General features: G+C 37.2%; 13 protein-coding genes. 10 read left to right on the forward strand and 3 right to left on the reverse strand.

The features are described from left to right. Window positions 1–166: 166 nt before the first annotated feature. The 5 genes from PN450_RS02860 (at window position 167) to menB (ending at window position 7,725) form a co-directional block, all read left to right on the forward strand. On the forward strand, window positions 167–754 hold the full coding sequence (locus PN450_RS02860; protein WP_271835373.1) for a Uma2 family endonuclease: 588 nt from the start codon (window positions 167–169) through the stop codon (window positions 752–754). 610 nt (window positions 755–1,364) lie between these two features. Beyond that, window positions 1,365–3,764: a dynamin family protein gene (locus PN450_RS02865; protein WP_271835374.1), complete on the forward strand. Its 2,400-nt coding sequence runs from the start codon at window positions 1,365–1,367 to the stop codon at window positions 3,762–3,764. Window positions 3,765–3,830: 66 nt separating this feature from the next. Further along, on the forward strand, window positions 3,831–4,556 hold the full coding sequence (locus PN450_RS02870; protein ID WP_271835375.1) for a hypothetical protein: 726 nt from the start codon (window positions 3,831–3,833) through the stop codon (window positions 4,554–4,556). A gap of 14 nt (window positions 4,557–4,570) precedes the next feature. Then, on the forward strand, window positions 4,571–6,844 hold the full coding sequence (locus tag PN450_RS02875) for a dynamin family protein (RefSeq protein ID WP_271835376.1): 2,274 nt from the start codon (window positions 4,571–4,573) through the stop codon (window positions 6,842–6,844). A gap of 44 nt (window positions 6,845–6,888) precedes the next feature. After that, on the forward strand, window positions 6,889–7,725 hold the full coding sequence (gene menB, locus PN450_RS02880) for a 1,4-dihydroxy-2-naphthoyl-CoA synthase (protein WP_015081581.1): 837 nt from the start codon (window positions 6,889–6,891) through the stop codon (window positions 7,723–7,725). Between the two features lie 198 nt (window positions 7,726–7,923). On the opposite strand, the gene PN450_RS02885 is transcribed toward menB, so the two are convergent. Together PN450_RS02885 and PN450_RS02890 are read right to left on the reverse strand one after the other, a co-directional pair. Continuing rightward, window positions 7,924–8,238, reverse strand: a complete 315-nt coding sequence (locus tag PN450_RS02885) for a hypothetical protein (protein WP_015081580.1) — start codon at window positions 8,236–8,238, stop codon at window positions 7,924–7,926. 352 nt (window positions 8,239–8,590) lie between these two features. Continuing rightward, entirely contained in the window at window positions 8,591–9,136 is a 546-nt protein-coding gene (locus PN450_RS02890) for a DciA family protein (protein WP_015081579.1), read from the reverse strand. A 263-nt stretch (window positions 9,137–9,399) separates the two neighbouring features. On the opposite strand from PN450_RS02890, the gene PN450_RS02895 reads away from it, so the two are divergent. From PN450_RS02895 to PN450_RS02915, 5 genes are all read left to right on the forward strand, one after another. Next, the gene (locus PN450_RS02895) at window positions 9,400–10,572 is read left to right on the forward strand and encodes a hypothetical protein (protein WP_271835377.1); all 1,173 of its coding nucleotides are present in this window, start codon (window positions 9,400–9,402) and stop codon (window positions 10,570–10,572) included. 138 nt (window positions 10,573–10,710) lie between these two features. After that, window positions 10,711–11,418: a PspA/IM30 family protein gene (locus PN450_RS02900; protein WP_148762974.1), complete on the forward strand. Its 708-nt coding sequence runs from the start codon at window positions 10,711–10,713 to the stop codon at window positions 11,416–11,418. 166 nt (window positions 11,419–11,584) lie between these two features. After that, window positions 11,585–12,376, forward strand: a complete 792-nt coding sequence (locus PN450_RS02905) for a PspA/IM30 family protein (RefSeq protein WP_015081576.1) — start codon at window positions 11,585–11,587, stop codon at window positions 12,374–12,376. A gap of 198 nt (window positions 12,377–12,574) precedes the next feature. Further along, complete coding sequence (locus tag PN450_RS02910; protein ID WP_271835379.1) at window positions 12,575–12,910, forward strand: thioredoxin family protein; 336 nt, start codon at window positions 12,575–12,577, stop codon at window positions 12,908–12,910. Window positions 12,911–12,985: 75 nt separating this feature from the next. Beyond that, window positions 12,986–14,170, forward strand: coding sequence for an LL-diaminopimelate aminotransferase (locus tag PN450_RS02915; RefSeq protein WP_271835378.1), 1,185 nt, complete (start codon window positions 12,986–12,988; stop codon window positions 14,168–14,170). Window positions 14,171–14,275: 105 nt separating this feature from the next. Here PN450_RS02915 and nadC read toward each other — a convergent pair whose 3' ends face one another. Beyond that, window positions 14,276–15,157, reverse strand: a complete 882-nt coding sequence (nadC, locus tag PN450_RS02920) for a carboxylating nicotinate-nucleotide diphosphorylase (protein WP_148762970.1) — start codon at window positions 15,155–15,157, stop codon at window positions 14,276–14,278. Window positions 15,158–15,593: the final 436 nt, after the last annotated feature.

The raw sequence follows: 15,593 nt of genomic DNA on the forward strand, positions 1-15,593 counted from the left end.
ACAACTGTTACCATAGTCTTTGCCTCATGATTAAGTTATTTAGATATTTTGTCATATTTTTAGAGGAAATTTCATGAACATTAACAAAAATGAACTTACACGAGTATAACGTTAGTGTATAATGGAATATTACTAATATCACAATAATTAACTCTCTGTTGATATTATGCAAACACAAACACGGTATTACACCCCAGAAGAATATTTAGAACTAGAAGAGAAAGCAGAATATAAAAGCGAATACCGAGACGGAGAAATTATCCCTATGACTGGAGGAACAACAAATCATAATAAAATCGCTCTGAATTTCGCTGCTAACTTGAAATTTGGGTTAAAGAAGCAAAATTATGATGTGTATATTGGTGATGTGCGTTTGTGGATACCGCGTTATCGTCAACATACATACCCTGATATCATGGTAATTCAAGGAGAACCTATTTACACAGGTGCAAATACAACTACCGTAATGAATCCTCTATTAATTGCTGAAGTTTTATCTAAATCAACTAGCAATTATGACCAAAGTGATAAATTCATGTACTATCGTTCTATCCCTGAATTTAAAGAATATATTTTAATTAATCAATATCAATATCATGTTATGCAATATGTGAAAACCGACGATGGTAAATGGATATTCACAGAATTACAGTCTGAATCGGATATTTTGACATTGGAAACCATAGATTTTCAGATTTCTTTGAGTGACTTATATGAACAGGTGAATTTTACACAAGTTAATGAAAATGAATAATTAAGAGAACTCTATTTTCTGCTATATACTAAACACGCTTGGGAAATTAACTTTTACAAAATTAGGAAAAACCTAGATTTGTAGGGGTTTGGTACTGCTGATATGTGTCAAATTAAGCTACATATGGCTTATTTGTTTGGCTTCCACAACCGCCAGGGAATAAATTCCCTGTCTGATAGCTCAAGTCCGTTAAAACGGACTCATAAATTTTCCTAGTGTTTAGTCATCAAAAGACAACTTTTGCTATGAGACTGGGAATATGGCTTACGCCACGCTACGCTATCATTCCCAGTCGGGCTATGGGTTTTACGATTTGCTGACTGTATCTCAACTCAAGTGTATACCGCTATAGCATGGCGTTGGTTATACTCTTGCTGCATTACGGATTTTTTTACTAAATTACTATACAAGTAACTGTGTGTATCATGGTAGTTAAGCCTTGCAAAGCTTGCTGTATAGTTCATTGTATTTACTCAATACTTTTAAAACATCTCCTACTTAAATAAAATAAGTTTATCTTTTACTTGCATTTTGTTTTTTATACCTGTACAATCAGATTTGTCACAACAGGTGCGGAAGACTCACAAAAGTTTATATAAAGACAAACAGTATGAGTAGTGTATATAAGGTATTTGAAGAAATCGAATTTAAAGCCAAGCTACTGGCTCAATATTGGGATAACTTTCAGACGGAAATATCTCAGCACTTACCAGAGAGTTATCAGCCGGAAATTCAAGAACTATCCAACAACTTAGAAATAGCCTTAAATCAACTCATTTACGAACTGCAAAATCCTACTCTTACCCTAGCTACAACAGGAACTACAAGTAGCGGTAAAAGCACTTTAGTTAATTTACTATGTGGAGCAGAAATTGTCCCGGTTGCAGTCAGTGAAATGAGTGCTGGAGCAGTGACAATTGAGTACAGTACAGAAAAATCTCTCATCATTCATGAAACACCGGGAGCGTTATGGGAGTGTGGAGAATGGAGAGGAATTAGTGACGATAAAATTTATCAGCGTCTTTACCAAGCAATGATAGGTTATATCGAAAATAGAGAAACTCAACCAAATTTAGCCTGTCCACAATCTACAATTGCTTACCCTTTCCGACTGTTAAAAGAATCTCAATTACAATTACCAAAAGGAACAAAAGTAAGAATCCTTGATTTACCTGGTTTAGCATACGTGGGTGATCAAGGTAATGCTAATGTTATTAAACAATGTCGAGAAGCTTTATGTATAGTTACTTATAATAGTGCGGAAACTGATTCTCAGAAAGTAAAAAGTTTATTGCAAGAGGTAGTGCAGCAGGTAAAAGATTTAGGTGGTTCTCCTGCGCGGATGCTTTTTGTGCTAAATCGAATTGATGTTTTTAGAGCAGATAGAAGTTGGCCAGAATCAGAAAATAGATTTGTTGAAAAAGCGATAAAAAGTATTAAAAATGAATTAACTGAACAATTAAAGGAATACACAGAAGATATTGAAACTTTAAAAGTAGTCAAACTGAGTACATGGCCTGCTTTATTATCTTTGCAAATTCCAAATTATATTTATAGTGCTGATGCTTGTAAAAAAGCAGATAACCATTTTAATGGATTAATAGAAGATATATTAGAAGACTTGCCACGTAACACACAAAAATGGAATAGCCACGATAAAAATAGAGTAGCTGAAGCATTATGGCAAAAATCCTATGCTGAGGAATTTCAGGAAAATTTAAGGGAACATATTAATAAACATTTTCCGCAGTTAGTAATTCCCCAAATTATAGAACGTTTTAATATTGCTGCTGGAAATGCCATAGCAGAATGGGCAACACAAACAACAAATGCTGTTATTAATAGTTCTGAGGAACGGTATCAAGAAGAATGTGAAAATATATCACAGATTAGATTATCAATTGAGCGTTTCTTACACATTAGCGACACAAATTTAAGAGAACCATTTGAAAGAATAGATACAAAGATTAAACAAGTTATAGCAGAACAGTCAGAAGATGATCCTGTGCTATATCTAGAATCAACAATTTTAGAACTTAAGAATTTAGAACCGTATAATCTATTAGGAGAAAAATTATATCCCCTTTACGGGTGGAAACGGGAATTAGGTCAAGGAATTAACCAAGTATTAGAAGCGATAGCCAAGTCTTTAGAAACTGGAAAGGTAGACTTAGACAGTACAAACTTAAAAAAAGCAAATCTTTTAAATGTCAATTTACTAGGAAGAAACTTAAACCGATTAGTAAAATTAGGTTATACAGCTTCCGTGGCTAAAGAAGGTAAAACAATGGAGGCAAAAACAGATTCAGAGAAGAATCAACTTAAGCAAATAAATGAAGAATTAAATGAACTAGCTATTCATTTGAATATTGTGATGGAGGATGTATTAAAGCAGATTTCTAACCAAGAATTAAATAGAATGTACCAAGCAGTAGTAGAACTTTTCAATTGTCATTTATCTCATATTGAAAAGGGAGCAAATGATATTTCACCTAGTATAGCAATTAAATTTCCAGAATCCCAACTTATTAAAGTTGATAGTAAACTTACATTTAATTTTCGTTTTGAAGCAGGTTTCCCTATTAATAAAGGAACGTGGAAAGAGGCAATACAGGTTGAAAAAAAGCAAAGAGATTGGTATACATTATGGATTTGGGAACGGACTTTTTATGAAACTGAATATCAAACCCGTTCTAGCGATAATGCCGAAATACCTAGTGTGAACAATTTACTGAAAGGTTGGCTAATTCAGTCGAGAAAGGAAGAAAAAGAAATAGTAAACAAAATTGCAACTTGGCTACTAGAACAAATTGATTGTCTAAAAAAAAATGTAGATAAACTTCAGAATGATATTATTGACCGTTATCAAGCCAGACTTGATAAAGCTAACCAAGAAATTACGCTAGATTATGAAAATCAACGAAATATTTGGCAACCTATTCAACAAAAATCTCAAGACCTTGCAGAAGAATTTTCTATCTTAGAAACAGTTTTAAAAGAGGAGCATTAAAATCCAGTGACATCCAGGAATACCAATCGTCTATTTGCTCGAATTTTTAATAACGTATATCCTCAAATGAACGGTATTAAAAGAGGTATTTTATATAAAACTATTCAGATAATAGTTGGTGAAGAACAATCATTATTGCAAACAGAGACAAGCAAAATATGTGATTGTTTTGGGATAAAACCTAATGCTAATAAACTCGACGATAAAATAATTATTGATGACTTATTGGATGAAATATTAATAAATATTCCAATACTCAAAATACCAGCCAAATTAGCAATAAACAATTTTCAAGGAGAAAATATGGAGTGGATTTTTGTAGCAGCAGCTTTTACATTTGTTGGATTGTTTTTTTATAAGCAAACCCATGATCCAAACAAACCGCAACCAATACCAGAATCAGTTAGACCACAACCCATTCCTCAGACTCCAATTCCTGCGGATTTATGTCTTGTTATTCCAGCATCTATAGCTAACGATTTCATAAATCGTTCAAATTTAAAGGTTGATGAGCTAATACACCTCATAGATAACGCCTCTTATTTCCTATGTACTACTGTTAAAATTGCTGACTCAAATGAGCAAAACTTAGAAATAACAGATGAGAATATTTCACCTGATAGCATACGAGAAGTTTATATCAGAATCAATATTAATGATGGTCGTAAGATGATTGATCAAACGGTGCGTTACTCTTTAAAAACAGATATACCAAGTCAGGCTCAGTGTATTATTAAACAATTAGCCTGTCTTAAAAATTTATCTGGTTTACAAAAATTTAACCGTATTTAAGGAGTATCTACAAAATGGATTGGAAAACAGCATCTTCTTACTATGAAACCCGTCTAACCGACGCTTTAAACATCCAAAGACACGCCGTTAATTTAGCCAACTTACCTCAAGCAGAAGTTCCCGAAAAATTAAAACAAATCCTATTACAAGAAGCACAACCCGCACGTCGTCAACTAGAAAGACTCAAAAAACGTGAATTTCGCATTGCAGTAGTCGGGTTAGAAAAAGCCGGAAAAAGTACCTTTGTTAATGCTTGGTTAGAATGTGATTTACTTCCAGCAAAAGGAGGAAGATGTACATTTACCACCACACAAATTTATTCAGTTGAAAATGAATCAGAACAAAAACTAGAAGTACAAGCAAAAACAGAAGATGAATTTATCAACCTCCTCAAAGAACTAGAAAAAGCTAAAGCGCAAGAAGATATTAATACTATTCACACCAATGAAATCACCTTACAACAAGTGAGACAAGAAGGAAATCGAACATTTCCATTTACTAGATTAGAGGATATTCGAGAACCACTAAAAAAATATGTAGCAGATGAAAAATATGCTCATGCTGTGTTAGAAGCGAGACTTTATACAAACAAACTTGCACAAGCTGAAGGAATTGTTTTTTATGATGTTCCCGGTTTAGATTCAGGTTTAGCCAAGCACGTTGACGAAGCTCAAGAAATGTTATCAGATTGTGATGCTGTGATATTAGTACAGCGTTTTACCAGTCTCAGAGAAAAAGAATTAGAAATCATCAAATTTACAGAACAGGGTGATAAAAACGTCACCGTTGCTGATAAATTATTTGTGTTTTTAAGTCGCATTGATTCATTAGGTAGTGCAGAAGCAATGAAAACCCACATTCAAGAAGCTGCTCAAGATTGGTTAAAACGGGCAAATTTACCTAATCATAGAATTGTTTCGGGTTCTGCTGGTGCATATTTGATTTTAAATAATATAGCTGGAGAACAAACTAAATTAGAAATTGGAGATGCAAATATTATTCAATCTCATTTACAGAGATTAACTGGTATTACTGATGAAGAAAATCTCAAAAGATATGCTACAGGTATTCCTGAAATTAAAGAGAAAATCTTTCATTATATTAATACTGAAAGAGTCGCTATTTTAAAGAAACGATGTGAAGTTTCTCTAAATACAATTATCAGCACTTCTGAAGAAATTTATACAATAGTTAGTAAAAATCATCCAGAAAATCCAGAACAAGCAAAACTATTTGCAGAAAACAATCAACGGGTTTTATTTGCAGAATGGTGGAATCAAAAATGGTTAATCATTAAAGCCGATTTACAAAAATACTCTGATGCTTATGTGGTTAATAAAGCTTTAGAAAATTTAACTCCTAACTCCTTAACTCAAATAGAGAAATTTCGAGAAGGATATCTAGAAATCATTGATAAGGAAATGCAGAAACTCAGGGAAGAAACATTTAAAAAGAAAGATACTATTTTTCTCGCTAACTCAAATCCTGAATTTGACAGAATGAAAGCCAACTATGCTTGGAGGGAAGATTTGTATAATGATATTAGTAAACTTTTATCTAATATTGCTAGACAACTGGCTTTAGAATTACAAAATGAAGCCTTAAACTTAGTCGAATATATGACAAGTTTATTATGGGGAAGTAATCAAGTAAAAGCCAGATTAATTGAAAATTCAGAAGATTATTTTTTATCTAAATTAGAAAATAGTTTAAGTGTGTTATTTTTACGCTTTGCGCGTCCAGTAGCAGAAGCATTAATTAGAGGACCTGTTAATAGTGATACTCGCAATAAAATCATCAAAAGCCTGGGAGTAGATATTGAAATTGTAGATAACTACTATAGTGGTGAAGAACCTGCTTATAGTGTTCTCAAAAGATATATAAAATATGGTTCTGACTTACTTTTTAACCCAGAAATTCGCCAGCAAGTATTAGGAGTCACAGAAATAGCCAAGCTAAATTCTACAAATGTTTCTCATGAATTGATAGTGGAACAACAAGCTGTAATTTTTGAAGTTGAAAATGATATTAATGCCTTTGAGGAATACTTACGATTTGCAATTTTTAACGCTGCTAGTTTTGAATCATATTGTATTCAAGAACTCAAAGGTTTAGTTGATAGTTTTCGAGAAAAAGAAGGTACTTGGACAGGTGTAGCATTGAATGAATGGTTACAAGGAAATCCACTTTTATTGGCAGAAATACCAAACAATTTAAAATCACAAGAATCTAATTTAGAAGTTAGTGAAAGACTACAACAATTATCTATTGCATTAAGGGATAGATAGTGTTAAACAGATAAAATTCTCAAACACAGCATCGCAAATTATCCATGATAGAAACCGATTGGAAAACCGTCAAAACCTACGAAGACATCATCTATCAAAAAACCGACGGTATCGCCAAAATCACCATCAACCGTCCCCACAAACGGAACGCATTCCGTCCCAAAACCGTATTTGAACTATACGAAGCCTTTTGGGATGCCAAAGAAGATACCACCATTGGCGTAGTTTTATTTACTGGTGCAGGACCCCACACAGACGGTAAATACGCCTTCTGTTCAGGCGGAGATCAAAGTGTGCGGGGACAAGCAGGTTATGTAGATGATGCCGGAATCCCCCGTTTAAACGTCCTCGACTTACAACGCCTCATTCGTTCCATGCCGAAAGTCGTTATTGCCCTAGTCGCCGGTTATGCTATTGGCGGAGGTCATGTTTTACACTTAATTTGTGATTTAACCATTGCTGCCGATAACGCCATTTTTGGGCAAACAGGCCCCAAAGTAGGCAGTTTTGACGGTGGTTTTGGTGCAAGTTATTTAGCACGGATAGTAGGGCAAAAAAAAGCGCGAGAAATCTGGTTTCTCTGTCGTCAATATAACGCCCAAGCAGCCTTAGAAATGGGCTTAGTTAATACCGTCGTTCCCATAGAACAACTAGAAACAGAAGGCATAAAATGGGCGCAAGAAGTCCTAGAAAAAAGTCCCATAGCCATTCGTTGTCTCAAATCAGCATTTAACGCCGACTGCGACGGACAAGCTGGTTTACAAGAACTCTCCGGTAACGCTACTCTCCTTTATTACATGACAGAAGAAGGAGCAGAAGGAAAACAAGCATTTTTAGAAAAACGTCCCCCTAACTTCCGGGATTTTCCCTGGTTGCCTTAAATTTATTCGCCGTTGCATAATGGCTGTATGAATTATCTTTCGCGCAAAGGCACAAAGGAGCAAAGGCGCAAAGTTTGAGATTTTGAAATATACCAAAATCGCACCTGTTGTGGAAGGTGCGATTTCCGAAGATATAACAAATTGCCAGTCAAATTTTATTAAGGTAGAAGGAAAATTGATGACCGTAATAATAGGTAGTTAAATTAGTACGCTCTGATTTTTTACTTCTTGTGCAGCGGAAGTAGGGATATCTTCAACAGAGGCTACTGTAAGATGATCCAAATCGGTCGGAAGAGTTTGAGCAGCCGAAAAAATAGGTCTGGCTACTGGTAAACTCCAAGCTTCTTCTAAGGTTTCCCAAGCAGGTGCAAAAGCTGCTAAGGCGAAAGGACAGGCCTTCCAAACCCCTTGAACTGGTGCGCTCAACTTTTCACACATACCACCACGACGACCCTGTGGTTGGTAATAACGACAATAACGACAGGTAGATGTTAAACGCTTAATTAGTTTCATGTGCCTTCATCTTCAATACCGTAGGACTAGTTATCACACTTATATATCTTGCTTCTTCATCAAAATAGGCATGAAAGGCGAAAACTCATTATTGGCTATAGGTTCTAGCCATTATTAGCGATAAACAAACTTTATGATGTCTTTAGATTCTTGTTATATTTGTAAATGATTATTGAAGTGTTCACACACTTGTTTTTGTCTGAAACGTAATGGGGATCAAGGTTAAAAGTTTTATTTTAGATTTGCTCATCTTGGAAAAACCTGACTTTAGATGGATTTAAAATTCATCCTTAGCATCTACTTTACTCAATGATTTATAATAGTTCAATATTTTTAATTCAGGGCTTATTTTCTACCCTAACAGCTTAGTGCAGCAGAGAGAACAAACATCCCAGCGTTCTAGTTCACCCGGTGGGGTGGGACATTGACATTGGGGACATAAAGGGAGATGATGCGATCGCTCTTGCATCTTCTTAGCCCAATTCTCAAAAACACCCAAAGCATTGTCAAGACTAGATATAACTAACTTCTCAGTAGTTAAATCATCAACCACATAACTAGGATGTTCAGATGCCGAAACAGTTGGTTCTGTTCCCGTCGTTGAGGAATTTTTCCACTCTGCTGTCGAAAAACGAATATCCACCAAAGAGGTGGAGAGCTTATCATTTAATTTCATCAATATAGTTTTCCGTCCAAAGGTCAAATTTTGCGCCCAAGCAGCACTAGAAGTTGCTACCCACACTACATCACGTTGAACTGACAAAGGACGAGTTTGAGCAGCAACCGCAGTCCCCACAACTTCCACCCAACACTTCAGCAACCGTGGAAATACCTGTGCTTGCCATTGTGGTGAACGTTGAATATTCCCTAAAACCTGATCAATTGACTTAAAAGACATATTTTGTTAGTAGTTTTACTATTTTAACTATTGTAGGACGGGCAGCATCCGACAAATCGCTCACGCCTAAGTCTTGCCTGTCAAAATTGTGCAAATTGAATACAGTACACCTGAATTTACTAGTTAGGGAATAGGCAACAGCAGCATTTTCTCAGCTATACTTCTAACCAGTAAGTTAAGTAAAATAGCTGAATACTGGCAAACAATTTTCGCTACTATATTGAAAATTAATTTAATCATCTACCCTAACTCCATCTTAAACAATGAATCAAAATCCTCTTATAGATTCTTCGCAAACACCAGTCTTAAACCCTGCTCTGACTACAGCACTGGCTGGTTTAGAAGTACAATTAGATCAAGAATTAACCAGATACCGACGGACACGTAAAAACGCCCGACAACAACCATTAAGTAGTGTAGAAAGTTACACAAGAAATAAAAAAACAGCCTTGTTAACAGATATTCAACTACCAGCAGTTCCTTCCATAGCCACTCCCCCAGAAAATCCGTTGTTGACGAAAGAGACTGAAGCAATTAATTTTCCCCAAGACTTTGCTATTTCCGAAATAGAAGAAACCTCCACCCCTCCAAACTTAGAAAAATCTAGCAGTAGTATAGTTCCTACCAAAATTCAATCTGTTGAAAACCAAACCCTCCTCACCACAAACGATACTCCTAAACAACTAGATGATTATTTAGAATCTAGTGAAGCATTATTACGGAGTTTGACTGCCGAAGCACCACAAACTCAAACTCCTAATTCTCCCAAATCCCGTGACAATGTGCTATCCCCTCTGGAAATTGGTTCAATGCTATTGCTATTGTTAGCAACTTTAACTTTAGGTTATGTAGTCTTAAATCCCAAAACTTTGCCTAAATTTAATTTCAGTAACTTACCAAACAATAATTCATCACCAATTGCGGTAAATACTGAAGTAATAGAAAATAATTCTCAACCAACTAGCGAACCCAAAATCACTCCCATAGCCAAATATCCTAATTTAGCTACCCAAGAATTTCGACAAATCAGAAATCCTCAAGATATCGTAGATTTAACACCAAAGATTAAACCTACTCCCCAAATCGTCCCCACTCCCCTAGCTATTCAACCCCCCATAACTCCTATAACTCCTATAACTTCATTACCCACTCTTTCCCCTCTTTCTACTCTTTCCACACCTCTATCAAAGCCTACAGCCACCGTATCACCCCTTACAGAAGATGTGAAACCGTCAACTAACGGCTACTATTATATTATTGCTGATAATCAAGGCGACAAAGCTTTAACAGCAGCAAAGCAAGTAGTTCCTGATGCTTATTTATCACCCAATCAAAAATTTATTTATTTAGGTGCATTGAAAACCAAGGATGAGATTAAGCGGAGATTGCAAGAACTAAAAGCAAAAGGGATCAAAGGACGGTTACAAGAGCCATAATAAAAAAACCTTGGTATTGCTGAATTCAGGAATTAAATTCACTTAATTTTAATTCCGAAAACTCTTACCTTTGCGCCTTTGCGTGTTAGCGAAGCGGGGCGAAGCCTGGCTAATTCATACTCATTCGGTAAAGCCAATATGGAAGTTATTAACCGTATTCTGCGGGTGATTCGCGCTAATTTCAATAGTTTAGTCAGCAATGCAGAAGATCCAGAAAAAATTCTGGAAAAAGCTTTCATGGAAATGCAGGAGAATTTGGTACAATTGCGTCAAGGGGTAGCTCAAGCGATCGCCACCCAAAAGCGCACAGAACGCCAAGCAGCCGCAGGAGAATCCCAATCTGAGGAATGGTATCGTCGCGCCCAATTAGCCCTCCAGCAAGGCAATGAGTCTCTCGCACGGGAAGCCCTCACCAAACGCAAATTTTACCAAGAAACCGCTACAACCTTAACCAGTCAAATTCAACAGCAAAAAGATGTAGTAGCCAAATTAAAACAAGATATGCGGACTCTAGAGTTAAAACTGGCTGAAGTGAAAACCAAAAAAGATATGTATATCGCTCGCGCACGTTCGGCCGAAGCTTCTTATCGGCTTCAGGAAATGCTCACTGGTGCTTCTGCCACATCTAGTTTAGGTGCATTAGAACGAATGGAAGAAAAAGTTTTACAGATAGAAGCACAATCAGAAGTTGCTAGTACACTGGGTGGTGATGATCTAGAAAAAAGATTTGCATCCTTAGATTCTGATCATGATATTGATACAGAACTGGCAGCAATGAAAACTTATATGCTAAATCAAGGAGAAAATCCGCAACCAGATCATAATTTACCCAAAACACCCGAATAATAAGTTTGCTTGGTTAATATAGCTAATTGATAGGTTCATGATTCAGAATAGAAAAAAAGATAGTAATCCAGACTGGAAAGACTACATTGGCATGGGTAGCTATTAATATAGTAGAAAAGCTAACTATCTAACCAAGAGCGTAAACCTCTAAAGGAAAAATAAATTTATGGGATTATTTGATCGCCTTAAACGAGTAGTTGGTGCTAACCTCAACGATTTAGTCAGTAAAGCCGAAGATCCAGAAAAAATGCTGGAACAAGCCCTCTTGGAAATGCAAGAGGACATGGTGAAGTTGCGTCAAGGGGTAGCGCAAGCGATAGCCGCCCAAAAACGTACAGAGAAGCAGTATAATGAGGGACAAAATGAAATTAATAAGTGGCAACGCAACGCCCAACTTGCCCTCCAAAAAGGTGATGAAAACCTAGCACGTCAAGCATTAGAGCGGAAGAAAACTTACACTGATACTGCTACGGCTTTAAAAACTAGTCTAGATCAGCAAACTGTTCAAGTTGAAGGTCTCAAAAAGAATTTGATTCAGTTAGAGAGCAAAATTTCTGAAGCCAAAACCAAGAAAGAAATGCTCAAAGCCAGGATTACTGCGGCCAAAGCCCAAGAACAATTGGGAAATATGGTGAGTGGGATGAGTACCAGCAGTGCCATGTCCGCTTTTGAGCGCATGGAAGAAAAAGTGTTGCTTCAAGAATCTCGCGCTCAGTCTACCGCAGAATTAGTAGGTTCAGATTTAGAAAACCAATTTGCACGTTTGGAATCTGGTAGTGATGTTGATGATGAATTAGCTGCAATGAAAGCATCGCTCGCACCTGCACCCGAACCAAAACTACTCACCCCAGAACAACCCAGCACCGCAACTCCAGCACAACCAACCAGTACAACTAAACCTGCTCAACCAGTTGATGCTGAATTAGAGGCTCTACGCAAACAATTGGATAATCTGTAGTTTTTACAGATAATTTAATCCAGTTAATCCCACATATCTTAGTTGTGGGATTTTGCTTCATTTTTAAAGACGAAAAATTTATATAGTAAATCTTTTATAATCTAAAATCCAGAATGGTATGACAACTGACTCTCAGATTGGGATAGAGTATTTTGTAAACGAACTTCATTAATTTATGCTACCTTTATGGAGACTATGATGAACAAGGGTGTAATCACTATCACTGATGCTGAGTTTGAAACAGAAGTATTAAAAGCCGAGCAGCCTGTATTGGTCTATTTTTGGGCTTCCTGGTGTGGTCCTTGTCAATTGATGTCACCACTGATTAACTTGGCTGCAACAACTTATGGCGATCGCCTAAAAATTGTTAAAATAGAAGCCGACCCTAATCCACTCACCGTCAAGGAATATCGGGTAGAAGGTCTTCCCGCTCTTAGGTTACTAAGAGGAGAAACAGTATTAGAATCTACTGAAGGAGTAATTAGTAAAAATAAATTACTCAGTTTTTTAGATCAGCATTTAACAAATAATTAGTTACCCGTCAGTGATCAAAACTCCATAGTTTCTGATCACTCACTCATGACTAATGACCAATGACTAATAATTAAAATGCAATTTGCCACCCGGTTACAACCTTTAAAATCTAATGTATTTGCGGATATGGACACAGCCAAGACCATTGCTTTGGCTGCTGGAAGAGAATTAATTGATTTGTCCTTGGGTTCTTCAGATTTACCAGCCGAGAATCACGTCATAGAAGCGATCGCCCAATCTCTCTATGATCCTAGCACTCATGGCTACTTATTATTTCGTGGTACTCAAAATTTCCGTCAAGCCGCAGCCCAGTGGTACGAGCAAAAATTCGGTATCCCAGTTGACCCAGAAACAGAAGTTTTACCCCTGATTGGTTCTCAAGAAGGGACAGCCCATTTGCCTTTAGCCGTGCTTAATCCCGGCGATTTTGCTTTATTATTAGATCCTGGTTATCCTTCCCATGCCGGGGGAGTATATTTGGCTAGTGGTCAAATTTACCCCATGCCATTAAAACCAGAAAATAACTTTTTACCAGTTTTAAGTGATATTCCCGCCAACATTTTAGCCCAGTCGCGGTTAATGGTATTAAGCTATCCCCATAATCCTACCAGTGCGATCGCTCCCTTATCCTTCTTTCAAGAAGCCGTAGCCTTTTGTCAACAACATAATATAGTCCTCGTTCACGATTTCCCCTACGTAGACTTAGTTTTCGCAGCAGAAACCCAAACTTCAAAATCTCTTGTTCCCTCAATATTGCAAGCAGACCCCGAAAAAAGCGTCTCCATTGAATTTTTTACCCTGTCTAAGTCTTATAATATGGGCGGCTTCCGCATTGGTTATGCAATTGGGAATCCGCAATTAATTCAAGCCTTAAAGCAAATCAAAGCCACCGTTGATTTTAACCAATATTTAGGAATTTTGAACGGAGCGATCGCTGCCCTCACCGGACCCCAAGATGGTGTAAAATCTGCCGTTGATACTTTTCGTCAACGCCGCGACACCTTCATCAAAGCCTTACACCGTATTGGTTGGAACGTTCCCACCCCCCAAGCCACAATGTACATTTGGGCAAAATTACCTACACAATGGAGTCATAATTCAAGAGAATTTTGCACAGAATTAGTCAAAAAAACAGGTGTAGCAGCTTCTCCAGGTATCGGCTTTGGTAAATTCGGTGAAGGATACGTTCGCTTTGCATTAGTACAAAAACCAGAAATCTTAGAAACTGCTGTAGAGAGAATTTCCCAGTTCCTCTATTAACTCAAGTTGCTAGTCATCTAATTGAGCCTGGTAATTGGTAATTGGTAAATTTCTCATCCTGTTAATCCTTTAATCGATGGATATCCTGATATGGCTTGCGCCACGCTACGCTATCAGACAGTTTACCATTCTCATACTCAAATCCAACCATTTAGACTGAGTAATAGGCGCACTAGTAGAAATATAATCAACACCAGTTTCCGCCACAGCGCGAACAGTCTCCAAAGTTACATTTCCCGAAGCCTCAATCTTCACCCGACTATCTTCTTTACGAATCAATAATACAGCCTCACTCATCATAGACAAAGACATATTATCCAACATAATAATATCAACTTTGTGCTGTAACGCTTCCCGCACCTGAGCTAAATTTTCCGTTTCCACCTCAATAGTCAGAGGATAAGGAACATGAGAACGAATGCGGGTAACAGCCTCCCCAATTCCTCCAGCAGCAACAATATGATTATCCTTAATCATCACCGCATCATCCAAACCCATGCGGTGATTCATAGCACCACCCAAAGCAGTAGCGTACTTTTCCAAAATTCTCAACCCTGGAGTAGTTTTGCGCGTATCCACCAACTGAGCAGGTAAATCAGCTATTTTTTCTACATATATATTAGTCAAACTGGCAATTCCACTTAATCGCATCACCAAATTCAACGCCACCCGTTCCCCCATCAACAGCGTATCAAGAGAACCATTGATTTCTGCTATCACCTGTCCCGGTTCACATGGTGTACCCTCATCAGTCAAACTGATAAAATCAACCTCATTATTTAAAAGCTTAAACACCCTAGCCGCAACTGGTAAACCCGCAATTATCCCAGGTGCTTTAGCTATCCACTTAGCTTGTCCTCTCGCGGAATTTGGGGATAATAAAGATTGAGTAGTGCGATCTCCCCTACCAATATCTTCCAACAACCAACTTTGCAACAATTGATCCAGCACCAAAAACGGTGGTAGTACAGCCACTGAACTCTTCATATTATCTTCTAATATCTATATCCACTCAACACTATCAATAATTGTCTTCCGTTCTATAATGAATCAAAAAACCCCAGACGTGGAACTCCACCAAGTCAGCCCAATCAAAAACACCACTAACAGGGCAGAAAATTCAGGATTTTAACACTCACAACCCTTGTCTCACAAGGATTTCAGACAGAACGAAAAAACAATCTTCAAAATAGTTTGAAAAAGTAGTTGACAAACCAAAACAAGTTCGCTATATTAAATAAGTGCCTGAAGCGAAGCGAGACAAAACCAACGCCGAAAGTCACACCGAACCTTGAAAATATTATAGTTTGAAAGCCAGAATACAACAAGTACCCTGCGTCAGAAAAAGAAAATAACCTGACCGTGGTTGTAAAAACGGTTGAAAGAGCTACAGACGAACCAAAATGGAGAGTTTGATCCTGGC

Origin of the sequence: Dolichospermum lemmermannii CS-548 (assembly GCF_028330815.1) — a bacterium.
Classification (GTDB): Bacteria; Cyanobacteriota; Cyanobacteriia; order Cyanobacteriales; family Nostocaceae; genus Dolichospermum; species Dolichospermum lemmermannii.

Excerpts from the sequence above, each read along its gene's own strand:
- PN450_RS02860 (WP_271835373.1), top strand. The coding sequence starts at position 167 with ATGCAAACACAAACACGGTATTACACCCCAGAAGAATATTTAGAACTA.
- PN450_RS02865 (WP_271835374.1), top strand. The coding sequence starts at position 1,365 with ATGAGTAGTGTATATAAGGTATTTGAAGAAATCGAATTTAAAGCCAAG.
- PN450_RS02870 (WP_271835375.1), top strand. The coding sequence starts at position 3,831 with ATGAACGGTATTAAAAGAGGTATTTTATATAAAACTATTCAGATAATA.
- PN450_RS02875 (WP_271835376.1), top strand. The coding sequence starts at position 4,571 with ATGGATTGGAAAACAGCATCTTCTTACTATGAAACCCGTCTAACCGAC.
- menB (WP_015081581.1), top strand. The coding sequence starts at position 6,889 with ATGATAGAAACCGATTGGAAAACCGTCAAAACCTACGAAGACATCATC.
- PN450_RS02885 (WP_015081580.1), bottom strand. The coding sequence starts at position 8,238 with ATGAAACTAATTAAGCGTTTAACATCTACCTGTCGTTATTGTCGTTAT.
- PN450_RS02890 (WP_015081579.1), bottom strand. The coding sequence starts at position 9,136 with ATGTCTTTTAAGTCAATTGATCAGGTTTTAGGGAATATTCAACGTTCA.
- PN450_RS02895 (WP_271835377.1), top strand. The coding sequence starts at position 9,400 with ATGAATCAAAATCCTCTTATAGATTCTTCGCAAACACCAGTCTTAAAC.
- PN450_RS02900 (WP_148762974.1), top strand. The coding sequence starts at position 10,711 with ATGGAAGTTATTAACCGTATTCTGCGGGTGATTCGCGCTAATTTCAAT.
- PN450_RS02905 (WP_015081576.1), top strand. The coding sequence starts at position 11,585 with ATGGGATTATTTGATCGCCTTAAACGAGTAGTTGGTGCTAACCTCAAC.
- PN450_RS02910 (WP_271835379.1), top strand. The coding sequence starts at position 12,575 with ATGAACAAGGGTGTAATCACTATCACTGATGCTGAGTTTGAAACAGAA.
- PN450_RS02915 (WP_271835378.1), top strand. The coding sequence starts at position 12,986 with ATGCAATTTGCCACCCGGTTACAACCTTTAAAATCTAATGTATTTGCG.
- nadC (WP_148762970.1), bottom strand. The coding sequence starts at position 15,157 with ATGAAGAGTTCAGTGGCTGTACTACCACCGTTTTTGGTGCTGGATCAA.